At 62.6% G+C, this 21,779-nt stretch carries 22 protein-coding genes; 13 read left to right on the top strand and 9 right to left on the bottom strand.

The features are described 5' to 3' along the window. Positions 1–565: 565 nt before the first annotated feature. Positions 566–1,411: an oxidoreductase gene (locus RG836_RS22560; RefSeq protein WP_310849713.1), complete on the bottom strand. Its 846-nt coding sequence runs from the start codon at positions 1,409–1,411 to the stop codon at positions 566–568. A gap of 130 nt (positions 1,412–1,541) precedes the next feature. Here RG836_RS22560 and RG836_RS22555 point away from each other — a divergent pair, with 130 nt between their 5' ends. Beyond that, the gene (locus RG836_RS22555) at positions 1,542–2,462 is read left to right on the top strand and encodes a LysR family transcriptional regulator (protein WP_310849711.1); all 921 of its coding nucleotides are present in this window, start codon (positions 1,542–1,544) and stop codon (positions 2,460–2,462) included. Between the two features lie 3 nt (positions 2,463–2,465). Here the strand turns inward: RG836_RS22555 and RG836_RS22550 are convergent, their stop codons facing one another. Both RG836_RS22550 and RG836_RS22545 read right to left on the bottom strand, forming a co-directional pair. After that, positions 2,466–3,620: an NnrS family protein gene (locus tag RG836_RS22550; protein ID WP_310849709.1), complete on the bottom strand. Its 1,155-nt coding sequence runs from the start codon at positions 3,618–3,620 to the stop codon at positions 2,466–2,468. 1 nt (position 3,621) lies between these two features. Next, positions 3,622–3,870, bottom strand: coding sequence for a transmembrane sensor/regulator PpyR (locus RG836_RS22545; protein ID WP_310849707.1), 249 nt, complete (start codon positions 3,868–3,870; stop codon positions 3,622–3,624). 265 nt (positions 3,871–4,135) lie between these two features. Between RG836_RS22545 and RG836_RS22540 the strand changes: the two genes are divergently transcribed. The 5 genes from RG836_RS22540 to RG836_RS22520 all read left to right on the top strand — a co-directional run bounded on the left by RG836_RS22540 (position 4,136) and on the right by RG836_RS22520 (position 9,876). Further along, positions 4,136–4,633, top strand: coding sequence for a VOC family protein (locus RG836_RS22540; RefSeq protein WP_310849706.1), 498 nt, complete (start codon positions 4,136–4,138; stop codon positions 4,631–4,633). Between the two features lie 186 nt (positions 4,634–4,819). Next, positions 4,820–6,196 carry a cystathionine beta-synthase gene (locus RG836_RS22535; RefSeq protein ID WP_310849705.1) on the top strand — a complete coding sequence of 459 codons (1,377 nt, stop codon included), beginning with the start codon at positions 4,820–4,822 and terminating at the stop codon, positions 6,194–6,196. Next, a complete protein-coding gene (locus tag RG836_RS22530; protein WP_310849703.1) occupies positions 6,193–7,371 on the top strand; it encodes a cystathionine gamma-synthase in 1,179 nt (392 codons plus the stop codon). Before RG836_RS22535 ends, RG836_RS22530 begins: the two co-directional genes overlap by 4 nt. Before the next feature lie 26 nt (positions 7,372–7,397). Beyond that, a complete protein-coding gene (locus tag RG836_RS22525; RefSeq protein ID WP_310849702.1) occupies positions 7,398–7,790 on the top strand; it encodes a GFA family protein in 393 nt (130 codons plus the stop codon). A gap of 91 nt (positions 7,791–7,881) precedes the next feature. Further along, positions 7,882–9,876: a peptidase U32 family protein gene (locus tag RG836_RS22520; RefSeq protein WP_310849700.1), complete on the top strand. Its 1,995-nt coding sequence runs from the start codon at positions 7,882–7,884 to the stop codon at positions 9,874–9,876. Positions 9,877–10,082: 206 nt separating this feature from the next. Here the strand turns inward: RG836_RS22520 and RG836_RS22515 are convergent, their stop codons facing one another. From RG836_RS22515 to RG836_RS22500, 4 genes are all read right to left on the bottom strand, one after another. Further along, a complete protein-coding gene (locus RG836_RS22515) occupies positions 10,083–11,036 on the bottom strand; it encodes a 2-hydroxyacid dehydrogenase (RefSeq protein ID WP_310849698.1) in 954 nt (317 codons plus the stop codon). A 76-nt stretch (positions 11,037–11,112) separates the two neighbouring features. Continuing rightward, entirely contained in the window at positions 11,113–12,273 is a 1,161-nt protein-coding gene (locus tag RG836_RS22510) for an L-talarate/galactarate dehydratase (RefSeq protein WP_310849696.1), read from the bottom strand. 387 nt (positions 12,274–12,660) lie between these two features. After that, positions 12,661–13,704, bottom strand: a complete 1,044-nt coding sequence (locus RG836_RS22505; protein WP_310849695.1) for a LacI family DNA-binding transcriptional regulator — start codon at positions 13,702–13,704, stop codon at positions 12,661–12,663. Positions 13,705–13,896: 192 nt separating this feature from the next. Beyond that, positions 13,897–14,646, bottom strand: coding sequence for an SDR family NAD(P)-dependent oxidoreductase (locus RG836_RS22500; protein ID WP_310849693.1), 750 nt, complete (start codon positions 14,644–14,646; stop codon positions 13,897–13,899). Between the two features lie 188 nt (positions 14,647–14,834). Here RG836_RS22500 and RG836_RS22495 point away from each other — a divergent pair, with 188 nt between their 5' ends. Then, a complete protein-coding gene (locus tag RG836_RS22495; protein ID WP_310849691.1) occupies positions 14,835–15,740 on the top strand; it encodes an AraC family transcriptional regulator in 906 nt (301 codons plus the stop codon). Between the two features lie 349 nt (positions 15,741–16,089). Here RG836_RS22495 and RG836_RS22490 read toward each other — a convergent pair whose 3' ends face one another. After that, the gene (locus RG836_RS22490) at positions 16,090–17,001 is read right to left on the bottom strand and encodes a hypothetical protein (protein WP_310849689.1); all 912 of its coding nucleotides are present in this window, start codon (positions 16,999–17,001) and stop codon (positions 16,090–16,092) included. 39 nt (positions 17,002–17,040) lie between these two features. Between RG836_RS22490 and RG836_RS22485 the strand changes: the two genes are divergently transcribed. Together RG836_RS22485 and msrA are read left to right on the top strand one after the other, a co-directional pair. Then, complete coding sequence (locus RG836_RS22485) at positions 17,041–17,196, top strand: hypothetical protein (RefSeq protein WP_310849688.1); 156 nt, start codon at positions 17,041–17,043, stop codon at positions 17,194–17,196. A 51-nt stretch (positions 17,197–17,247) separates the two neighbouring features. Continuing rightward, complete coding sequence (gene msrA, locus RG836_RS22480) at positions 17,248–17,754, top strand: peptide-methionine (S)-S-oxide reductase MsrA (RefSeq protein WP_310849686.1); 507 nt, start codon at positions 17,248–17,250, stop codon at positions 17,752–17,754. Between the two features lie 183 nt (positions 17,755–17,937). Here the strand turns inward: msrA and RG836_RS22475 are convergent, their stop codons facing one another. Beyond that, complete coding sequence (locus RG836_RS22475) at positions 17,938–18,906, bottom strand: XdhC family protein (RefSeq protein WP_310849684.1); 969 nt, start codon at positions 18,904–18,906, stop codon at positions 17,938–17,940. 200 nt (positions 18,907–19,106) lie between these two features. Here RG836_RS22475 and RG836_RS22470 point away from each other — a divergent pair, with 200 nt between their 5' ends. The 4 genes from RG836_RS22470 to azu all read left to right on the top strand — a co-directional run bounded on the left by RG836_RS22470 (position 19,107) and on the right by azu (position 21,697). After that, positions 19,107–20,018, top strand: a complete 912-nt coding sequence (locus RG836_RS22470; RefSeq protein ID WP_310849682.1) for a LysR family transcriptional regulator — start codon at positions 19,107–19,109, stop codon at positions 20,016–20,018. 128 nt (positions 20,019–20,146) lie between these two features. Beyond that, entirely contained in the window at positions 20,147–20,842 is a 696-nt protein-coding gene (locus tag RG836_RS22465; RefSeq protein ID WP_310849680.1) for an NADPH-dependent F420 reductase, read from the top strand. Between the two features lie 51 nt (positions 20,843–20,893). Continuing rightward, entirely contained in the window at positions 20,894–21,208 is a 315-nt protein-coding gene (locus tag RG836_RS22460) for a putative quinol monooxygenase (RefSeq protein ID WP_310849679.1), read from the top strand. Between the two features lie 42 nt (positions 21,209–21,250). Then, positions 21,251–21,697, top strand: coding sequence for an azurin (azu, locus tag RG836_RS22455; RefSeq protein WP_310849676.1), 447 nt, complete (start codon positions 21,251–21,253; stop codon positions 21,695–21,697). The last annotated feature ends 82 nt before the right edge of the window (positions 21,698–21,779 follow it).

The following is a 21,779-nucleotide window of genomic DNA, read 5'->3' as shown; positions in this document are numbered from 1 at the left end:
TCGGAGGGGTCGGAGGGGTCCGCAATAATTGCGTACCCCATCAGGCCGAGTGTCAGCTCGCCGCGCTCTTGATCCTGCTTTTGATCTGGCTTTTGATCCACCCGCCCCGTCGGAAGGCTGAGTGGAGGCGTTCATCCGGGGATTGGCGCGCAGCGCCGTTCGACGCAGTCGAACTCATCGCATGTAGGTGCCAGCGAAGCCAACCGGAGGGCGATGCCCCCGGATGAATGCCGGAGCGAAGGAACCCCGAGCCTCAGCGAGGGGCCGTACGTCAGGGGCAGCCTTTTGGGGGACCTTTTTGGCGTTTGAAAAAGGTGCCTCGCCGTAAGGGCGAAACCATAAGCAGCCATCACCGCAGCAACGGATATGTACACCCTAAAAACCCCATCGCCAGCCACAAAGCCTTCGCGAGCAGGCTCACTCCCACAGATGTTCCGCTTAGGATGCAAAACAAAAGTGGGAGCGAGCCTGCTCGCGAAAGGGCCATCAGCCTCAACACCTCAGTTGGCTGATTCACCCATCCACAAACAGACCCACTCCCACACATTGCCAACCGCGCCGTCGCTTAGAAGTCAGTCGACACCGACACTTCCCGCCAAGTGGCCAATTCTTCAGCCACAAACACGTTCTTCGCTTCAATCGCCGCCACGCAGTCACTGCCCAGCGGCAAGCGCAGTGGCGCGTGTTCGGCTTCGACCAGGGTGACCATGGCTGTTGCCAGTTTGTCCGGGTCGCCAGGCTGGTTCAGGGTCACGGCTTTGGCGATCTTGCGCACTTCGCCGGCGGTGCTGTCGTAATCGGCGATGGTCGCCGGGGATTCCACCAGCGAGTTGCCTTCCAGGAATTCAGTGCGGAAGTAGCCTGGCTCAACCACCGTGACTTTGATGCCGATCGGCGCCAGTTCGGCGTGCAGCGCTTCGCTCAGGCCTTCAACGGCGAATTTGGTCGAGCAGTACACGCCGAAGCCTGGGCCCGATGCGTAGCCGCCCACCGACGACAGGTTGATCACATGCCCGCTGCGCGCCGAGCGCATGAACGGCAGCACCGCCCGAGTGATGTTCAGCAAGCCGAAGACGTTGGTTTCGTACAAGCGGCGCACTTCATCGGCGCTGGCTTCTTCCACCGCGCCGAGCAGACCGAAACCGGCGTTGTTGACCAGGACGTCGATGCGCCCGAAGTGGTCAATGGCGGCCTGGGCCACGGCCTTGCTCTGGGCTTCGTTGGTGACGTCGAGGGCCACGGCCAGCAGGCCCGGCACGTCGCCGAAACGCTGTGTGACGGTGCTGGCGTCACGGGCAGTGGCGACCACGGCGTCGCCGTTGGCCAGTGCCGCGGCGGCAATTTTGGCACCGATACCACGGGAAGCACCGGTGATCATCCAGACGCGTTTAAAGCTGTTTGCAGTAGTCATGTCGATTTACCTTGTGAGCGTGAGTGAGGATTTGTGTGAAGCGATGGACACAAGGTACGCAGAATGATTGATAGGAAAAACGCCCTCGTGATACAAGCACTATGAATCCCAACTTCATAATGGCTACGCGATGAACGACGATCCGTTTAATGGCCTCACCGAATTTCTCGCCGTGGCCGAGCACAAGAGTTTCACCCTCGCCGCCACGCGCCTGGCGGTCACTCCTACCGCCGTCAGCCACGCTATCAAATTGCTCGAGCGCCGCACCGGCGTTCTGCTGTTCCAGCGCACCACTCGCCGCGTGGCGTTGACCGAGGCCGGCGCCGCGCTCTTCGCCCGCCTGCGCCCGGCGGCCAGTGAAATCGACGATGCCTTGCTCGAACTTAATGGTTTCCGCGATCAACCCATCGGCACCCTGCGCCTGACGGCGCCGAGGTTGTCCGGGGCGTTGTTGCTGGAGCCGTTGATTCCGCTGTTTCGCCAAGCGTATCCGCAAGTGAAGCTAGATATCTCGCTGGACGACAGCACTGTCGATCTCACCGCCGCCGGGCTCGATGCCGGCATTCGTCTGGGGGAATCGATCGAGAAAGACATGATCGCCGTGCGCCTGACTGCCGATCTGCAATGGTCGGTTGTGGGCTCGCCGGCGTACTTCGCCAGCGCCGGCAAACCCAAGCGCCCGGAAGACCTGACCAGCCATCAGTGCCTGGGTTTCCGCTTCCCCACCGCTGGCAGTCCGCATCGTTGGGAATTCCGCCGCGATGGCCGGGATTTCACCGTAGGTATCGACGCCAGCCTGACCGTCAACGATCGTAGTTTTATGCTGGCCGCCGCCCGCAATGGCCTCGGCCTGGCCTACGCCTGTGATCTGGAGATCGTCGATGACCTGGCCAGCGGTCGCCTTGAACGGGTGTTGCAGCCGTACATTCCGTTGATGTCAGGATTCTACCTGTACTTTCCCAGCCGCACCCAGACCCAACCCAAACTGCGCGCCTTTATCGACTTGGCCACCCGCTGGATCGCCAGCCAGGGCGGCTTACGCCGTGATTGAGCATCAGCGTCGCGGACCCAGCAACCAACCGGCGTAACGGCCGACAAACAAGGCGAAAGCCAGACACCAGAGGGTGGCCGACACACCGAGACCGAGCGCCGAGATCGGCACCAGCAGCACCCGGCTTAGCGCCGCCAGAACGATCAGGCCAAAGGCGATGACCACGGTTTTCGACGGCGTGAGCGGCCGCCCGGTGTGCCCGAGACTGACCCGAGCGATCATCGCCAGAATCAAGCCGCCGACGCCGCCCACTGCCAGCGCATGGGTGGCCAGGCTTTGCTGAGCGATCCAGCCGGCATGCCACAACGCCATCGCCGCAGCGGCTACCAGCAACCAGGCGTAAGCCACATACAGTGACCACAACAGCGGCACTCGCCACAGGTCTTTGTCGTGCCAGCGCCACAACCGCACAAGGTGCAGGCCACTGATTAGCAGGTACAACGCCGCCAGCCAGACGCGCGGTTGATCATTACCGCCAGCGGCGACGCACAGCGCCACCAGCATCGAAGCCACTAATAGCGTTTGGGTCTGTCGCGGATAACTCTGGCTGGCCGCCGGGCGATTCAAACCACGCTGGATAAAAAACGGAATCACCCGCCCGCCTATCACGCTCATCAGCGCCGCAATCAGCCACAGCGCTGCCAGCACGCCGCGCCGTTGCAGGCCGACGTCATCGCTGGCCATGCCGGCCAACGTCAGCCACTGGCACACCGTCAACAGCGCCAATACCAACAGAATCGGATAGTTCTCACGCTTGCCGGCGGCGATCAGATCGCACCCGAGCAGCACCGCCAACAGCGGCAGGAACGGAGCCTGCATCAGCAGCAACCCGGTCGGGCCAAGCGGCAGCCACCACGCCAGTCGCCCCACCAGCCACACCGCGAACAGGCCGATCAGCGACCAACCGCGCACGCCGGGCCGTCCGGTCCAGTTGGGGACGGCGGTGAGGAGGAACCCAGCAACCACCGCACCGGCGAAGCCGAAAGGCATTTCATGCCGATGCCAGGCGAGCATGCCGCCCAAGGGTTGCGCGCCGGGCAAGCGGCCGTACAGCCACAGCGCCCAGATCGCTACCGCCAGCGCGGCGAACCCGGCTCCCGCCAGAAAGAACGGCCGGAAGCCCAGGCTCCACAGCGGCGCGGCCCCGAGGTTGCGCATCTCAAGCCACCACGGCCACGGTTTTTTTGCTCAGGCGGTGCTGCGACAGCAGGCGCATCACGTAGCCGATCTTCAGCAAGGTCGGGCCGACGATGGTCATAGCGTGCATCAATACCTGCACCGACAGTGCCAGGTGTCCTTGATAGAAGTAAGCGCCGTAGATACCCAGCAGCAGCATGGCCAGGCCAACTTCGAGGACTTTGCTCGACAGGTGCAGAACAGTCAGCGGATTGTTGAAGAAATTGAACATTTTTTCGTACTCCTGAAGCTGATGATTGTGTGCTTAGGTCATATCAATCCCCGTGCCAACTATAAAAGCCCTACATTTCAATTAATTAACGCATCCAAAGTCAAAATGACTCTCTGTCAGGAAGAGTCGTAATGACTGCATCGAAGTCTTTACGACTCGCATTCGAGAAAACCTGCACTCATCCGTCGATCTGCAGCCACGCCGGACGACTACAGGCTGACTACGCTGAACTATCAGCGCGATTAACCTGTAGAGGACAAACGCCATGGCACAGTTGCAGAAGATCTCGCCCTGCCTGTGGTTCGACGACCAGGCCGAAGACGCCGCGAAGTTTTATTGCTCGGTCTTCAACAACTCGCGAATCACCCAGACCACTTACTACGGCCACGCCGGTTTTGAATTTCACGGCCGCCCGGAAGGCTCAGTGATGACGGTCAGTTTCGAACTCGACGGCCACAGCTTCACCGGCCTCAACGGCGGACCAATCTTCAAGTTCACGGAAGCGGTTTCGTTCCAGATCAACTGCGACACCCAGGAGGAAGTCGATTACTTCTGGAACGCCTTGTCGGCGGTGCCGCAGGCCGAGCAATGCGGCTGGGTCAAGGACCGGTTCGACTTGTCTTGGCAGATCGTGCCGGTGGCGCTGTTCGACATGCTCGCGGACCCGGACACAAAGAAATCCCAACGGGCGATGGAAGCCATGCTGCAGATGAAAAAACTCGACATCGCCACCTTGCAGCGAGCCTTCGCCGGCGACCGCTAAAACACCGGGCCGCGGGTTATGGAAGCGGCCAGAGTAGGCGCGCCAGAGCAACTGTATGGAACAAACTGCCCCGCATCTGTCGCTTGCGGCGCGGGCGTTCCCGGCCTATGGTCCAAGGCATTGATGGCCTGCGATTGACGCAGGATTCTGTCCACCCCAACGCTGTGCCTGCAGCCAGGTGAACACATGCCTAAAGACTCACGCCCTGCCGTACTCGAACTGATTGGCAACACGCCATTGGTGCGCGTCAGCCGGTTTGATACCGGCCCATGCACGTTGTTTCTCAAGCTTGAATCACAGAACCCCGGCGGTTCGATCAAGGACCGCATCGGTCTGGCGATGATCGACGCCGCCGAGCGCGATGGCCGCCTCAAACCCGGTGGCACCATCGTCGAAGCCACCGCCGGCAACACCGGCCTGGGCCTGGCGCTGGTCGGCCGGGCCAAGGGTTATCGGGTGGTGTTGGTGGTCCCGGACAAGATGTCCACCGAGAAAGTCTTGCACCTCAAGGCCATGGGCGCCGAAGTGCACATCACCCGTTCCGATGTCGGCAAAGGCCACCCCGAGTATTACCAGGACGTGGCCGCGCGGCTGGCCAAGGACATTCCCGACGCGTTCTTCGCCGACCAGTTCAACAATCCGGCCAACCCGCTGGCCCACGAATCCAGCACCGCACCGGAAATCTGGGCGCAGACCCAGCACGACGTCGACGCGATTGTGGTCGGTGTCGGCTCGGCCGGCACCCTGACCGGGCTGACCCGCTTCTTCAAACGTGTGCAACCCGATCTTGAGATGGTACTGGCCGATCCGGTCGGTTCGGTGATGGCCGAATACAGCCGCAGCGGCACCCTCGGCACGGCGGGTTCATGGGCGGTGGAAGGTATTGGCGAGGACTTCATTCCGTCGATCGCCGACCTCTCCAGCGTGCGCCAGGCTTATTCGATCAGCGACGAAGAAAGCTTCGATCACGCCCGCCAGTTGTTGCGCGCCGAAGGCATTCTCGGCGGCTCATCGACCGGCACACTGCTGGCGGCGGCGCTGCGTTACTGCCGCGAACAAACCGAGCCGAAGCGCGTGGTGACGTTCGTCTGCGATACCGGCACCCGCTACCTGTCGAAGGTCTACAACGATCAGTGGATGAACGACCAGGGCCTATTGCAGGTCAAGCGCTACGGCGACTTGCGTGACCTGATCTCACGGCGCTTCGAGGACGGCCGGGTCATCAGCGTCGCCCCTGACGACACCCTGCTCACCGCGTTCCAGCGCATGCGCCTGGCGGACGTCTCGCAACTGCCGGTGCTGGTGGACGGCCAGCAACTGGTCGGGGTGATCGACGAGTCCGACATCCTGCTCGACGTGCATGGCGATGCCTCACACTTCCGCCAAACCGTCGCCAGCGCGATGACCGGCAAACTGCAAACCTTGCCACCCGACGCCAGCCTGGCGGCCCTGCAAGCCGAACTGGATCGCGGGCTGGTGGCGATCATCGCCGACGCCTCGGGCTTCCATGGCCTGATCACCCGCGTCGACATGCTCAATCACTTACGGAGATCCCTTGCATGAGTCAGCACGATGAAACCGGCGCACCCCGCGCGTTCGCTACCCGCGTGATCCATGCGGGGCAGACGCCGGACCCGACCACCGGGGCGCTGATGCCGCCGATCTATGCCAACTCCACCTACTTGCAGCAAAGCCCAGGCGTGCACAAGGGCTTCGACTACGGGCGCTCGCACAACCCGACGCGCTTCGCCCTCGAACGCTGCGTCGCCGACCTGGAAAGCGGCACCCAGGCTTTCGCGTTCGCCTCCGGGCTGGCGGCGATCTCCACCGTGCTCGAACTGCTCGATGCCGGCGCGCACATCGTTTCCGGCAACGACTTGTACGGCGGCACTTTCCGCCTGTTCGACAAAGTGCGCAAACGCAGCGCCGGGCATCGATTCAGTTTCGTCGACCTCAGCGATTTGTCGGCCTTCGAAGCCGCGCTGCAACCGGACACGCGCATGGTCTGGGTCGAGACCCCGAGCAACCCGCTGCTGAGCCTCACGGACCTGAGCGCCATCGCCCGCCTATGCCACGACCGCGACATTATCTGCGTGGCCGACAACACCTTCGCCAGCCCTTGGATTCAGCGGCCGCTGGAACTGGGCTTCGACATCGTCCTGCACTCGACTACCAAATACCTCAATGGCCACTCCGACGTGATCGGCGGCATCGCGGTGGTCGGGCAAAACCCAGACCTGGCGGAGCGCCTGGGCTTCCTGCAGAACTCGATCGGCGCTATTGCCGGGCCGTTCGACGCTTTCCTCACCCTGCGCGGGGTGAAAACCTTGGCGCTGCGCATGGAGCGTCACTGCAGCAACGCGCTGGACCTGGCGCATTGGCTGGAGCAGCAGCCGCAAGTGGCGCGGGTTTATTACCCCGGCCTGCCCTCGCACCCACAGCACGAATTGGCGCGGCGGCAAATGCGTGGCTTCGGCGGGATGATCTCCGTGGACCTCAACACTGACCTGGCGGGTTCGCGACGCTTCCTGGAAGCGGTGAACATCTTCGCCCTCGCGGAAAGCCTGGGCGGCGTGGAAAGCCTGATCGAGCACCCGGCGATCATGACCCACGCGACGATTCCGGTGGAAACCCGCGCGAAATTGGGCATTGGCGATGCGCTGGTGCGCTTGTCGGTGGGGGTCGAGGACGTTGAAGACTTGCGCGCCGACCTGGCGCAGGCGCTGGCGCAGATCTAGCGCATCAGACACAGAGGAGACCTAGCATGCAGCGGTTCACCGGCGGATGCCTGTGCGGCGATGTGCGCTTCGAGGCCAGCGGCCAGCCGAACCGGGTTGGCATCTGTCATTGCCTGGACTGCCGCAAACATCACGGCGCGCTGTTTTATGCGGCGGCGATGTTTCCGGCAGCCGCTGTTTCCATTCAGGGCGAAACCCACGCGTACGCCGGGCGCTGTTTCTGCCCCCGCTGCGGTGGGTCGGTGTTCGCCCGTTCCGATGATGAAATCGAAGTCAACCTGGGCGCCCTAGACGCCCCGGACCAACTGACCCCGACCTACGAATGCTGGACGGTGCGGCGCGAAGCCTGGCTGCCGGACTTCCCGCTCAAGCGCCACTACCCGCGCGACCGCAACCGCGAAAGCCGCACCGAGAACTAACCCCGGCGCCATCGGGCAGCGCACGGGTGCCGCTCGCGCATTTCGCCGCTACAATGCCGGCCTCGACCGTGACAAGCCTGAACATAAGAATATGTCCCTACCCAAGCATCACCTGGAATTGCTCAGCCCCGCCCGCGACGTGGCCATTGCCCGCGAAGCGATCCTGCATGGCGCCGACGCCATCTACATCGGCGGCCCGAGCTTCGGCGCACGGCACAATGCCTGCAACGAGGTTAGCGAAATCGCCGGCCTGGTGGAGTTTGCCCGACGCTATCACGCGCGGGTCTTCACCACGATCAACACCATCCTGCACGACAACGAACTGGAGCCGGCACGCCAGCTGATCCACCAGTTGTACGACGCCGGTGTCGATGCGCTGATCGTCCAGGACCTGGGTGTGATGGAACTGGACATCCCGCCGATCGAGCTACACGCCAGCACCCAGACCGATATCCGCACCCTGGCCCGGGCCAAGTTCCTCGATCAGGCCGGCTTCTCGCAACTGGTGCTGGCCCGCGAGCTGAACCTGCAGGAAATCCGCGCGATCGCCGACGAGACCGACGCCGCCATTGAGTTTTTCATCCACGGCGCGCTGTGCGTGGCGTTCTCCGGTCAGTGCAATATCTCCCACGCGCAAAACGGCCGCAGCGCCAACCGGGGCGATTGCTCCCAGGCCTGCCGCTTGCCGTACACGCTGAAGGACGAAAAAGGTGGGGTGATCGCCTACGAAAAGCACCTGCTGTCGATGAAGGACAACAACCAGAGCGCCAACATTCGCGCGCTGGTCGAGGCCGGGGTGCGCTCGTTCAAGATCGAGGGTCGCTACAAGGACATGGGCTATGTGAAGAACATCACGGCCTTCTACCGTCAGCGCCTCGATGCCGTGCTCGAAGATCGCCCCGACCTGGCCCGCGCCTCAAGCGGCCGCACCGCGCATTTCTTCCTGCCCGACCCGGACAAGACCTTCCACCGTGGCAGCACCGATTATTTCGTCAGCGAACGCAAGATCGACATCGGCGCCTTCGATTCGCCGACCTTCACCGGCCTGCCGGTGGGTGTGGTGGAAAAGGTCGGCAAGCGTGACCTTCAGGTGGTCACCCATGAGCCGCTGTCCAATGGCGACGGCCTCAACGTCCAGGTCAAGCGCGAGGTGGTGGGTTTCCGCGCCAACATCGCCGAGGCCAGGGGCGAGTTCGAGGAGGACGGCGAGAAGCGCTACCGCTACCGCGTCGAGCCTAACGAGATGCCGGACGGCCTGTTCAAACTACGGCCGAACCATCCGCTGAGCCGCAACCTCGACCATAACTGGCAGCAGGCGCTGCTCAAGACCTCCGCCGAGCGCCGGGTCGCGGTGGCCTGGGTCGCCCGCTTGACCGAGCAACGTCTCGAGCTGATCGCCACCAGCGAAGAAGGCGTCAGCACCAGCGTGCACCTGGACGGGCCGTTTGGCCTGGCCAACAAACCGCAACAAGCGCTGGAACAATTGCACGACCTGCTCGGCCAGTTGGGCACCACCCAGTACCACGCCACCACCATCAAGATCGACGCGCCGCAGGCGTTTTTCATCCCCAATTCGCAACTCAAGGCCCTGCGCCGCGACGTGATCGAGTCCCTGACCGCAGCGCGCATCGCCGCCCATCCACGGGGCGGACGCAAGGCCGAGACCACCCCGCCACCGGTGTACCCGGATTCGCACCTGTCATTCCTGGCCAACGTTTACAACCAAAAGGCCCGGGACTTCTATCACCGCCACGGCGTGAAGCTGATCGACGCGGCATTCGAGGCCCACGAAGAAACCGGCGAAGTACCGGTGATGATCACCAAGCACTGCCTGCGATTCTCCTTCAACCTGTGCCCGAAACAGGCCAAAGGGGTGACCGGCGTGCGCACCAAAGTCGCACCGATGCAACTGGTGCACGGCGACGAAGTGCTGACCCTGAAGTTCGACTGCAAACCCTGCGAAATGCACGTGGTCGGCAAGATCAAGGGCCATATCCTTGACTTGCCATTGCCGGGCAGCTCCGCCGGAGGAGGCGTCGGCCTGTTCAACCCAGCCGAGCTGATCAAAACCGTTCCCGTCAACTGATGTCAGGCCCACACCTCTGTGGCGAGGGAGCTCGCTGCCACTGAGGCGCGCAGCGGCCCCAATCTGGGCTGGTGTGGTGAGTCAGTCCGCGTGGCTTGTTAACGGGTCTGCTGCGCAGCCCAGCGGGAGCAAGCTCCCTCGCCACAGGTGTGGTGTGGTTTGGAACAGCCATGGCAGCCACATGCCTGTTCAACTGACCCGAGTTGTTAGATCACTACCGGCGTCACCAGCACGCCGTTGTCGATGAAACTCAGCAGGTTGTCATAGACCAGATCCGCCATGGCCTGGCGGGTTTCCTGGGTGCCGCTGCCGATGTGCGGCAGTAGCACGACGTTGTCCATGGTCAGCAATTCGGCGGGCACGTTGGGTTCGTCGTCGAACACATCCAGCGCCGCGCCAGCGATCTCGCCTTCGCGCAGTGCGGCGATCAACGCCCCTTCGTCGACCACACTGCCCCTGGCAACGTTGATCAGAAACGACTGCGCCCCCAGTGCCCGCAGCACGTCGCGATCAATCAAGTGCCGGGTCTCATCGCCGCCGGGCACCACCAACACCAGATAATCCGCTGCACCCGCCAAAGCCCTGAGGTCAGGGTAATGCGCGTACGCCACATCGGCGTAGGGCCCGCTCGGCCGGTAATACGCGACCTTCATCTCAAACGCACTGGCCAGTTTGGCGATGGCTTTACCGATCTGTCCCAGGCCAACGATGCCGCAGGTTTTGCCCCGCAAGTCGCGGCCTAGCGGAAACTTGCCCTGCTGCCATTTGCCCGCTCGCACGAAGCGCTCGGCCTCGCTGATGCGTCGCGAGACATCGAGCATCAGCGCCAGCGCGGTTTCCGCGACGCTGTGGTTGAGCACCTGCGGCGTGTTGCTCAACTGAATGCCGCGTCTGGCGAGATACGCCGTGTCCACCGCGTCATAGCCAACGCCAAAACTGGTGATCGCTTGCAGATTCGGCAGCAGGTCGAGGGTGGCGTTGTCGGCGCCGTACACCCCACTGGTTACCACCACCTGAATCGATGCGCCATAGGCCACGGCCCAACTGCTGAAATCGCTTATTTCCCAGCGCCGATGGACGCTGAAATTATCTTCCAGTGCCTTCATCAAGGCGCCATGCATCGGCCCCCAGATCAACACATCGCCTCGCGAATTACTCATCCTTTGTCTTCCTTTTAAGAAGCCCCTGATGGAGCCTCGTTTCGGGTCCGAGTCTGCGCAACGCGCCCGCACGAATTCACGGACGCGTGCCGACCTCGGCCACTTGCGCGGTCCAGGGTTTGACCTGCTCGCTGAGGCTCAGGCCCAAGCCGGGGCGCGTCGGCACCAGCATACGGCCGTCGCGGGTTTCCAGGCGTTCGTTGAACAGCGGTTCCAGCCATTCGAAGTGCTCGACCCAAGGTTCGGTCGGGTACGCGGCGGCCAAGTGCACGTGGAGTTCCATGGCGAAATGCGGCGCCAGCATCAGCCCGGCGTGCTCGGCCATGGCCGCAACTTTCAGGTACGGCGTGATACCGCCAACCCGCGGCGCATCCGGCATCAGAAAATCGGCACCGCGCAGTTTGATGAACTCGGCGTGCTCGGCGACGCTGGTCAGCATTTCGCCAGTGGCGATCGGCGTGTCGAACTGTTGCGCCAACGCGGCATGGCCCTCGGCGTCGTAGCAGTCCAGCGGCTCTTCGATCCAGATCAGGTTGTACTCCTCGAACTGCCGGCACATGCGCTGGGCGGTCGGGCGGTCCCACTGCTGATTGGCGTCGACCATCAGCGGGAACTGGTCGCCCAAGTGCTTGCGTACGGTGCTGACGCGCTGGATATCGATCGCGCAATCCGGCTGGCCGACTTTCAATTTGATGCCGCCGATGCCCTTCTCCCGGGACAGGTCGGTGTTCTTCATCAGTTGGTCGAGCGGCGTGTGCAGGAACCCCCCGGAAGTGTTGTAGCAACGCACCGAATCGCGCTGCGCGCCAAGCAAGCGCGCCAGCGACAGGTTGGCGCGTTTGGCTTTCAAGTCCCACAGCGCCACATCGAAGGCGCCAATGGCCTGGGTCGACAGGCCACTGCGCCCCACTGAAGCCCCGGCCCAGCACAGCTTGGTCCAGAGCTTGCTGATGTCGCTGGGGTTTTCGCCGAGCAGCGCTGGGGCGATTTCCTGAGCATGCGCGAACTGCCCCGGCCCACCGGCGCGTTTGGAGTAACTGAAGCCGAGGCCGCTGTGGCCGTCGATGGTTTCGATCTCGGCGAACAGCATCGCGATTTCGGTCATCGGCTTCTGCCGCCCAGTCAGCACCTTGGCATCACTGATCGGATTGGCCAGCGGCAGGATCACCGAAGACACCCGGACCCAGGCAATGCGATCACCGTCAGAGGATTGAGGCGTTTCTTGTTGTGTGTGCATGAGCGTTGTCCTTGAACAAATGAGGTGGGCTGCTAAATATCACGTCGCGGGAAATATCGAATGATTGCGCAATCATCCGAACATCAAAACAAGGCGCTTGTTGGGCAGGACAAGCGCCGCTCGGGTCGAGATACTACACTGATTGCGCAATCATTCAATGGGGTTTATGCAGGGAGTACTTCTGCGCCTGCCAGGACGTCATCGCTGGCAAGCCACCTCCCACAGGGTTTTGTGGGCGTTCTGCAGATTCGAGTTCAACCGCGAAACCTGTGGAATTTTCCTGCGATCATAGCTATTGCATCCGCCAACAAAACTTGTGGGAGCTGGCTTGCCAGCGATAGCGTCGTACCAGGCAACACAGATCACCTGCCAAGCCCCTCCACTCGCTCATGTACTGGCGCGATCAATCAGGGTAAACCCGGTATCAATGCGCACCGGATCATGACTGCCCGCCGGGTAGTCGAAGCGTTCCAGCAACGCCTGCGCCACTTGCAGACCGATGTTTTTGCCATCCACGCTGACTGTCGACAAGGCCGGATACACCTGCGCGGCGCTGCTCAGATCACCGAAACCCATGACGGCCAGATCTGTCGGGACATTCAGGCCTCGGCTGGCCGCTTCAGCCAAGACGCCCTGGGCCACGGTGTCGGAACTGCACACCACGATGTCCGGCCGCTCGGCTTGTTCCAACAACTGGCGCAGCCCTTCCCTGCCGACTTCCAGCGTCGCCGGCGGCGCCAGCACTTGCATCGGCACCTGCTCGATGCCGTGACGCTTGAGTTCGGCAATCAAGCTGTGGCAACGACGCAAGCCACGGGGGTCGCTGATGCTCACCACCGAGAAGCGTTTGTAGCCTTTGTCCAGCAGGTGCCGCGCGGTGGCTTCGCCGACTTTTTCGTGGGAGAAGCCCACCAGCATGTCCAGCGGGTCTTCGCTCAAGTCCCAGGCCTCGACCACCGGGATACCGGCCTGCGCCAGGCGCAAACGGCTGGATTCGGTGTGCAGCGTACCGGTCAGGACGATGCCATCCGGGCGCCGGCCGAGCACTGCCTCCAGCAGTTTTTCTTCCTGCTCGGCGGAATAACCAGTCAGGCCCAGCAAAGTCTGATAACCGGCCTGGGTCAGGCGATCCATCAGCGCTTGCACGGTGTCGGCGAAGATCGAGTTGGCGATGGTCGGCAGGAAAATCGCCACCAAACGGCTTTTGTTGCTGGCCAAGCCACCGGCCAGCATGTTCGACACGTAACCGGTCTGGCGCACCGCCTCGCGAACTTTCTCGCGGGTTTCCTCGGTCACCAATTCCGGCCGATGCAAGGCCCGCGAGACCGTCATTGGCGACACCCCCGCGACCTTGGCCACATCGATCAGGGTCAGGTTGCCGCCCTTTTTCGCTGGGGTGCCGGGGAAGGACGCTGGGGGTTTCTTGGCCATGAACGGTTCCGAATCTGAAGCTCAGTCTGTGAAGCAGCGCGACGCCGCCGGTTAGCCGTGGGAATTTAGCAAAGCCCGCGCCGATGTTCACGATACTTGGTTTCAGCAGCTGCAGACGGGAAAGATCAGCTTGGTATCGCGCAACCGGTTCAACTCCACAACGACTGGCCACAGCCAGACGCCGCTAAGCCCTCAATACCCCACACCGCGCACACCACCCGAGGCCCGAATCGATTCGCCGGTGATCCAATGCGCATCCTCCGACGCCAGGAATACCGCCAGCGGTGCGATGTCTTCCGGCTCGCCAAAACGTCGCAGCGGCGTTCCGGCCACCAGTTGTTCGCCAAACGCGCCGTCAAAATTGCCCGCCGTGGCCGGGGTGTTGGTGTGGCCTGGCAGGATCGAATTGACCCGGATTCCGCGCGGCCCCAGTTCCCTCGCCAGCGCGAAGGTCAAGGTGTCGACCGCGCCTTTGGTTGCCGAATAGATGCTGGAGGCCAGGTACGGGTCGGTACTGAGGATCGAGCTGATGTTGATCACGCTGGCCGTCGGGCCGAACAATTTCACCGCCTCACGCACCGCCAGCAGATAACCCAGCACATTGAGGTTGAACTGCTTATGGAAGGCCTCTTCGGTGAGGTCCTCGATCATCTGGAATACCGCGACGCCGGCGTTGTTCACCAAAATATCCAGGGTGCCGAACTGGCTTTTTACCGTGTCGAACAGGCGTACCACATCGGCGCCCTGGCTCATGTCGGCCTGCACCGCCACGGCGCGGCCGCCCTGCTCCTGAATCAACCCGACCACCGCGTCGGCCTCGGTTTTGCTGGACGAATAATTGACCACCACGGTGGCGCCTTGCGCCGCCAAGGCCTTGGCGATACCCGCGCCGATGCCTTTGGAAGCGCCGGTGACCACTGCAATTTTGCCTTCGAGTTTCATGGAGTAACCTTCTCTATCGTCAAGTGATCTGTGCAGGCGCTGGTGGTCGATGCCACACAACCGGTCCTGCCGTTGAGCGACAGTATTCGGGCAACCACTGTGCAAACCCTTGCCGGTTACTCTCCCATCCTTGCCTATTCTTATCGCAAGCCTTGCTTTGCCGACGGCGCTGGCTCATGTTCGGAGCCATGAATACAGCCATCGATGAACTGCGCAGCCTGGTCATGCGCGCGCACGACAAATGGACCGCCACCGGTCTGCCACGGGTGGACATGGTCCGGGCCGAGGCCTGCGCCAATCAGGTCTATCAGCCGATGTTGCACCTGGTGCTGCAGGGCTCGAAGTCGCTGTCGATCGGCGATCAAGTGATGCAATACGAGCCAGTCAGCTATTTCCTGGTGCCGGTGGATATGCCGGCGACCGGCGAGATTCACGCCAGTGGTCCCGGCTTGCCGTACCTGGCGATCAGCCTGAGCCTCGACCCGACCATCATCGCCAGCCTGCTGGCCGAGCATACCGGCGCCGAATCGACGTCTGAGCGTCAACGGTTCTGCGCGGTGCCAGCGCCAGATGAGTTAATCGATGCCTGGCTGCGAATGATGCGGCTGATGGACCGCCCCAACGAAGCGGCCGTGCTGGCGCCGATGATCGAAAGGGAAATCCTCTTTCGCGTGCTGCAAGGCCCGCTGGCCGGCGTACTGCGAGAGATCGCCCGCCCGGAAGGGCGCCTGGCGCAAATCCGTCGCGCCACGCAGTGGATTCGCGAGCACTACACCGAGCCGTTCCGCGTCGAACCGCTGGCGGCGATGAGCGACATGAGCGTCGCCGCGTTCTACCGACACTTCAAAGCCATCACCGGCATGACGCCGATCCAATACCAGAAACACCTGCGCCTGCTGCGGGCGCGGTGGCTGCTGCTGTTCGAACCGCGAGACGCCGCCTCTATCGCGTTCGCCGTCGGCTACGAAAGCGCCTCGCAGTTCAGCCGCGAATACGCTCGGCTCTACGGCTTGCCGCCGGCCCGGGACGCGGCGCGGTTCAAGGTGCCGCGCGCGCTTCTGCACACCGTGCAATCGGGGCTACCGATGTTCTGAAAAAAGTGAATTTGGGCGTCGTAGGGCGATAAACAACACACAGAGGTCCACACTCTACTTGCCGGTCACCCGACTCAGCCCCGTGCTTGCCGATCCGGCGCGGAACGCTGCCGCCAACCGACGGTCACTACTGCAGGCCACTGGCCCCAGGCGATCTATACTCAACGAGCTTGTTATTTGTGTGACGTGCTATACGTCGACACCCGTGCGTTTAGCGCGCACCTGTGCCATCGTCAACGTGATCAGCCCGGAGCGCCTGTTTTTTTTATGTCGCCGGCATCATGTATCACCTACTTATTCGCTATGTGACTGACGGATTTTGGAGAACACCATGAAATACAAGTTGTTTTCAGGCGTTGTATTGGCACTCGCGGCTAGCGTGGTAGTGCCAACGACCTGGGCCGCCGAAGTGCGCGCCTTGGCGGCGGATGGATCGGATCGTGTGGGCGCCGGGGCTGTAGCGGCGGATGGTTCTGACCGTGTAGGCGCAGGTGCTGTGGCTGCTGATGGTTCCGATCGCGTTGGCGCCGGTGCCGTGGCAGCTGACGGTTCCGATCGCGTGGGCGCCGGTGCTGTGGCCGCTGACGGCTCTGACCGTGTAGGCGCAGGTGCTGTGGCCCGTAGCGGCGCGGAACGTAATGCTGCAGGTGCTCTGGCTGCTGACGGTTCCGATCGCGTGGGCGCCGGTGCTGTTGCTGCTGACGGCTCTGACCGTGTTGGTGCAGGCGCTGTCGCTCGTAGCGGCGCAGAACGCAATGCTGCCGGTGCTTTGGCTGCTGACGGCGCAGATCGTGTAGGCGCAGGCGCTGTCGCCCGTAGTGGCGCAGAACGCAATGCTGCCGGTGCTCTGGCTGCTGACGGCGCGGATCGTGTAGGCGCAGGCGCTGTCGCCCGTAGTGGCGCAGAACGCAATGCTGCAGGTGCTTTGGCGGCTGACGGTTCCGACCGCGTGGGCGCCGGTGCTGTTGCTGCTGACGGCTCTGACCGTGTTGGTGCAGGCGCTGTCGCCCGTAGCGGCGCAGAGCGCAACGCTGCCGGTGCTCTGGCTGCTGACGGCGCGGATCGTGTAGGCGCAGGCGCTGTCGCCCGTAGTGGCGCAGAACGCAATGCTGCAGGTGCTCTGGCTGCTGACGGCGCTGACCGTGTAGGCGCAGGTGCCTTGGCTGCCGATGGCGCGGATCGTGTCGGCGCAGGTGCCGTGGCCCGTAGTGGCGCAGAACGCAATGCCGCAGGTGCTCTGGCTGCTGACGGTTCCGATCACGTTGGCGCCGGTGCCCTGGCGGCTGACGGTTCCAGTCGCGTGGGCGCTGGTGCATTGGCCCGTGACGGTGCCGATCGTGTGGGCGCGGGGCGCCTGGCCTACTCGCGCGCTGGCGTTGGCTCCGATCGCGTCGCATCCACGCTGATGAGTGAAAACTACAGCGACCAGTTCAACAGCCCGATCGGCAACCAGTAACAGGCAAAACGGCGCGGCTGACGCGCCCGTTCACTGAGGAAATGATTGTCCATGACCACGCAAACCGAAACCGCCATCCTCGCCGGTGGCTGCTTCTGGGGCATGCAGGACCTGCTGCGCCGCTACTCGGGCGTGCTCACCACGCGGGTGGGCTACTCCGGTGGCGACGTACCCAACGCCACCTATCGCAACCACGGCACGCACGCGGAAGCGATCGAGATTGTGTTCGACCCCGAGCAGATCAGCTATCGGCAGATTCTGGAGTTTTTCTTCCAGATTCACGACCCGACCACGGTCAATCGCCAAGGTAACGACATCGGCACCAGCTACCGCTCGGCCCTGTTCTACCTCAGCGACGAGCAGAAACGCGTCGCCGAGGACACCATCGCCGACGTTGAGGCCTCTGATCTGTGGCCCGGCAAAGTGGTCACCGAAGTCACCCCGGCCGGCCCGTTCTGGGAAGCCGAGCCGGAACACCAGGACTATCTGGAACGCCTGCCGAATGGCTACACCTGCCATTTCATCCGACCGAACTGGAAGTTGCCCAAGCGCGGCTGACTGATCAAGAGGCGACGCCCATGCGTCGCCTCTGTCGTTTTCCATCCCGGGTTTTCCGTGAAAAGGGTCGGTGCGACGATTCGACTTGCCAGCGATGGCGTCACCACATTCAGCTCATGCGCCAACTGACCCACCGCTTTCGCGAGCAGGCTCGCTCCCACAGGTTTATGTGGTGGACGCAACTTACAAAGCATCCCTGGGCTTGCCGTGATACACCCGCAGAACATCCGCCATCACGGCCAAGGCGATTTCGGCCGGGGTTTTGCTGCCGAGGTCGAGGCCGATGGGCATGTGCAGGCGGGCGATTTGCTGGTCGGTGAGGCCGCCGATGCGGCGCAGGCGTTCAGCGCGTTTGGCGGAGGTGGCGTGCGAGCCCATGGCGCCGATGTAGAACGCCTCGGTGTGTACGGCTTCCATCAGCGCCAGGTCGTCGATCTTCGGGTCGTGGGTCAGCGCCACGACGGCGGTCGCCCCGTGGCAGCCACCGGCCGCAATGAACATCGAGGGCAGCACCCGCTGCATGTCGACGCCTTCGAGCTGCACATGAAACATCTCTTCCCGTGGATCACAGGCGATCACCTCGCAGCCCACCGCTCGGGCAAAACTGGCGCAGAACTCGGCGACCGGTGACAACCCCGCCAGGATCAGGCGAAGCGCCGGGCCGACACTGATGTGCACCGTTTCATCGATGATCCGCACCCGCTCGCCGCCCTGTTCGCCGTCGTCCAGGCGCACCCCGCCGCTGCTCAACTCCACCTGTCGCCGCAAACGGCGCTGGCCGCGTAACGCGCCTTGCAACTGTTGCAGATGTTCGATCCATTCCGGCGTCGCCGCGCGATGCTCGATCAACACGATCAACACCCCGCCGCACGGCAGACGCAAGCGCTGGCGTTGTTCGGCGCTGTCGCCATAGCGGACAATCTGCGCTGGATCGCGAAACTCGCCCCGCGCAAGGCTCTCGAGAAACTCGTCCTCGACGCAACCACCGGACAACGAACCCACGTGTTTGCCACGCCCGTCGCTGACCAGCATTGCCCCCGGTGCCCGTGGCGCCGAGCCGTAAGTCGAGAGCACGGTGCACAGCCATTGCGCCTGCCCCGCGCGGGCCCAGTGCAACGCCTGGTCGATCACCTGAACATCAAGATGGCGCATGTTTCCCGTTCCTCGGCCCGTCTGGGCACGCCACATTAGCGCCGGGCATTGCCTCGCAGAACCCCGTAATTGCTTCGTGATCTATGAACCTGAAGTGCATAGTCCAGGCCCAGGACCGCTTTCACATCAATTGACATTGTCAAAGCGCAACGCCCTCTATTCTGGCAATAACCGAAGAATCAAGGGCATCGAGGACGCGCATGAACCGCAATGACTTGAGGAAAATCGACATTAATTTGTTGATCGTGTTTGAGACCTTGATGCTCGACCGCAGCCTGACCCGCGCCGCTCAGAAGCTCTACCTCGGGCAACCGGCAATCAGCGCGGCACTTCGCAGATTGCGGGAGTTCTTCGATGACCCGCTGTTCGTTCGCACCGGACGCCTGATGGAGCCCACCGCGCGGGCCAATGAGCTGCTGGTGAAGATCTCCCCAGTGCTCGATTCGCTGTCCAGCGCCATTGGTGAAGGCACACCGTTTACCCCGCAGTCCGCGGACAAAACCTTCCGCATCGGCCTCTCGGACGATGTCGAATACGCGCTGCTGCCGAAAGTCCTGCGGCAGATCCGCCTCGAAGCGCCGCTGATGAAGCTGGTGATCCGCCGGGCCAACGTCTGGCAAATCACTTCGATGCTGTCTTCCGGCGAAATCAGCATGGGCATCAGTTTCACTCAGGACCTGCCGGCCAATGCCAAGCGTCGGACCATCCGGCGCATGCACCCCACGGTGATCTGCGCCGACAACGGCAGCGACGCCCTGAGCCTCGACGAATTCTGCGCCCGCCCGCATGTGCTGGTGTCGTACAGCGGCGACATGCACGGCTTCGTCGACGAATACCTGCTGCAACTGGATCGGCGCCGGACCGTGGTGCTGGCGATTCCGCAATTCAATTCACTGCCATCGCTGCTGCTCGACACCGACCTGATCGGCATCGTCCCCAACTATGTCGCCGAAGCGATGGCCAGCAACCCTGGCCTGAAAGCCTTGCCGCTGCCGTTCGAGCATCCCGGCATGGACCTGTCGATGGCGTGGCACGGCACCCATGACAACGAGCCCGCCGAACAATGGCTGCGCTCGCGGTTCTTCCAGTTGCTGCGCCAAGAGGAGGCCTGAGTGGCTGTTCCACAGCATTCCACAAACCTTCACTGGCGTGTGCCGGTCCCGCGCCGAACACTGGTTGTGCACCGCTTTGCACTCTTTTCAGCGGGCAACCCTGGCTTATTGTGTGAGGACTTCATGGCATGAACATCAGCATTATCGGCACGGGCAACATCGGCAAAATCCTCGCCCGACGCTTTACCGAGCACGGCCACAGCGTGCGCATCACCAACTCCCGTGGCGCGGCGAGCCTGGCGGATTTCGCCGCTGAAATAGGCGCCCAGGCTTGCGATATCGATCAAGTGGTGGACGAGGCCGACGTGATCGTCGTGACCATTCCACAGCTAAACGTGCCGCAGTTGCCAAAAGGCCTGTTCGACCGGGCCAAAACCAGCGCGATCGTGATCGACACCGGTAATTACTACCCCCGTGAGCGGGATGGAAAAATCGCCGAGATCGAGGCCGGGCAACTGGAAAGCGTGTGGGTCGAAAACCACCTGCGCCACCCGGTGATCAAGGCCTTCAACAATATCTACGCCACCCACCTCGACCAGTTGGCCACCGCGCCCGGCGCCGCCAACCGTATCGCCCTGCCCGTCTCTGGGGACAATCCCCAGGCCAAGCAGGTGGTGTTCGGTCTGGTCAGCGAGGTCGGCTTTGACGCGGTCGACACTGGTCCGCTCAGCGAGTCGTGGCGCCAGCAGCCGGGGACGCCGGTGTACACCGCCGACCTCGACATCGCCGGCACCCAGGCAGCGCTCGAACGGGCCAGCCAAACACGCACCGCGCAATGGACCGCCACCACCGCCAGCCCTGGCACCTTCGAACAACCGGCGTGAATCACGCCCACGCGACACCCGGCGGGTGTCGCTTCAACTTGAGGAACCGTCATGGCGACAAAACTTTCCCTGGTAGCCTTTTTGCGTGCCAGCGCCGGCAACGAAGAAGCCCTGGGCCGGCGCTTGCTTGCACTGGTGGACGCGTCGCGCCAGGAACCCGGCTGCATCAACTACGACGTGCACCAATCCAACGATGATCCGGCGGTGTGGGTCATGTACGAAAACTGGCGCTCCCGGGAAGACTTGGACAGCCACTTCGAAACCCCCTACCTGCAAGCCTTTCTCAGCGACAGCCATGGCCTGCTTGAAGGTGAATTCGGCATGCATTATTTGACGATGAAGTCGGCGCCAGCCTCCGGTGACTGACTTGCAAGGCGTAACGTTTTTTCATCCCACGGAGCAATCACCATGATAGGCAAGCTTGTCGCTGCATCCCTGTTGACCCTGGCCAGCGCCCAACTGCTGGCCGCGGAGTGTGAAGTCACGGTCGACTCCACCGACCAGATGACGTTCAGCACCAAAGCCATCGAGATCGACAAAAGCTGCAAGACCTTCACCGTCAACCTGCAGCACAGCGGCAAGCTGCCGAAAAACGTCATGGGCCATAACTGGGTACTGAGTAAGACCGCGGACGCCCAAGCCATCGCCGCCGACGGCATCAGCGCCGGGGTCGACAAAAGCTATTTGAAGGAAGGCGACCCTCGCGTCATCGCCTTCACCAAAGTCATTGGCGGCGGCGAAAAAGACTCAGTGACCTTTGATGTCGCCAAACTTAGTGCCGATCAGCAATACCAGTTTTTCTGCTCGTTTCCTGGGCATATCGGGATGATGAAAGGGACGGTGACGTTGAAATAAGCATCAGGTCCAGAGCGGAATGCGGAGCGTCCCAGCCTGCATTCCCATGCAAGATATTCACTGTCCGAAGCGGCCTCATCGC

The organism is Pseudomonas rhizozeae (assembly GCF_031583775.1).
Classification (GTDB): Bacteria; Pseudomonadota; Gammaproteobacteria; order Pseudomonadales; family Pseudomonadaceae; genus Aquipseudomonas.
The sequence above is the reverse complement of the archived record's forward strand: the minus strand, read 5'-3'. Positions and strand labels throughout refer to the sequence as shown.

Excerpts from the sequence above, each read along its gene's own strand:
- RG836_RS22560 (WP_310849713.1), bottom strand. The coding sequence starts at position 1,411 with ATGACTACTGCAAACAGCTTTAAACGCGTCTGGATGATCACCGGTGCT.
- RG836_RS22555 (WP_310849711.1), top strand. The coding sequence starts at position 1,542 with ATGAACGACGATCCGTTTAATGGCCTCACCGAATTTCTCGCCGTGGCC.
- RG836_RS22550 (WP_310849709.1), bottom strand. The coding sequence starts at position 3,620 with ATGCGCAACCTCGGGGCCGCGCCGCTGTGGAGCCTGGGCTTCCGGCCG.
- RG836_RS22545 (WP_310849707.1), bottom strand. The coding sequence starts at position 3,870 with ATGTTCAATTTCTTCAACAATCCGCTGACTGTTCTGCACCTGTCGAGC.
- RG836_RS22540 (WP_310849706.1), top strand. The coding sequence starts at position 4,136 with ATGGCACAGTTGCAGAAGATCTCGCCCTGCCTGTGGTTCGACGACCAG.
- RG836_RS22535 (WP_310849705.1), top strand. The coding sequence starts at position 4,820 with ATGCCTAAAGACTCACGCCCTGCCGTACTCGAACTGATTGGCAACACG.
- RG836_RS22530 (WP_310849703.1), top strand. The coding sequence starts at position 6,193 with ATGAGTCAGCACGATGAAACCGGCGCACCCCGCGCGTTCGCTACCCGC.
- RG836_RS22525 (WP_310849702.1), top strand. The coding sequence starts at position 7,398 with ATGCAGCGGTTCACCGGCGGATGCCTGTGCGGCGATGTGCGCTTCGAG.
- RG836_RS22520 (WP_310849700.1), top strand. The coding sequence starts at position 7,882 with ATGTCCCTACCCAAGCATCACCTGGAATTGCTCAGCCCCGCCCGCGAC.
- RG836_RS22515 (WP_310849698.1), bottom strand. The coding sequence starts at position 11,036 with ATGAGTAATTCGCGAGGCGATGTGTTGATCTGGGGGCCGATGCATGGC.
- RG836_RS22510 (WP_310849696.1), bottom strand. The coding sequence starts at position 12,273 with ATGCACACACAACAAGAAACGCCTCAATCCTCTGACGGTGATCGCATT.
- RG836_RS22505 (WP_310849695.1), bottom strand. The coding sequence starts at position 13,704 with ATGGCCAAGAAACCCCCAGCGTCCTTCCCCGGCACCCCAGCGAAAAAG.
- RG836_RS22500 (WP_310849693.1), bottom strand. The coding sequence starts at position 14,646 with ATGAAACTCGAAGGCAAAATTGCAGTGGTCACCGGCGCTTCCAAAGGC.
- RG836_RS22495 (WP_310849691.1), top strand. The coding sequence starts at position 14,835 with ATGAATACAGCCATCGATGAACTGCGCAGCCTGGTCATGCGCGCGCAC.
- msrA (WP_310849686.1), top strand. The coding sequence starts at position 17,248 with ATGACCACGCAAACCGAAACCGCCATCCTCGCCGGTGGCTGCTTCTGG.
- RG836_RS22475 (WP_310849684.1), bottom strand. The coding sequence starts at position 18,906 with ATGCGCCATCTTGATGTTCAGGTGATCGACCAGGCGTTGCACTGGGCC.
- RG836_RS22470 (WP_310849682.1), top strand. The coding sequence starts at position 19,107 with ATGAACCGCAATGACTTGAGGAAAATCGACATTAATTTGTTGATCGTG.
- RG836_RS22465 (WP_310849680.1), top strand. The coding sequence starts at position 20,147 with ATGAACATCAGCATTATCGGCACGGGCAACATCGGCAAAATCCTCGCC.
- RG836_RS22460 (WP_310849679.1), top strand. The coding sequence starts at position 20,894 with ATGGCGACAAAACTTTCCCTGGTAGCCTTTTTGCGTGCCAGCGCCGGC.
- azu (WP_310849676.1), top strand. The coding sequence starts at position 21,251 with ATGATAGGCAAGCTTGTCGCTGCATCCCTGTTGACCCTGGCCAGCGCC.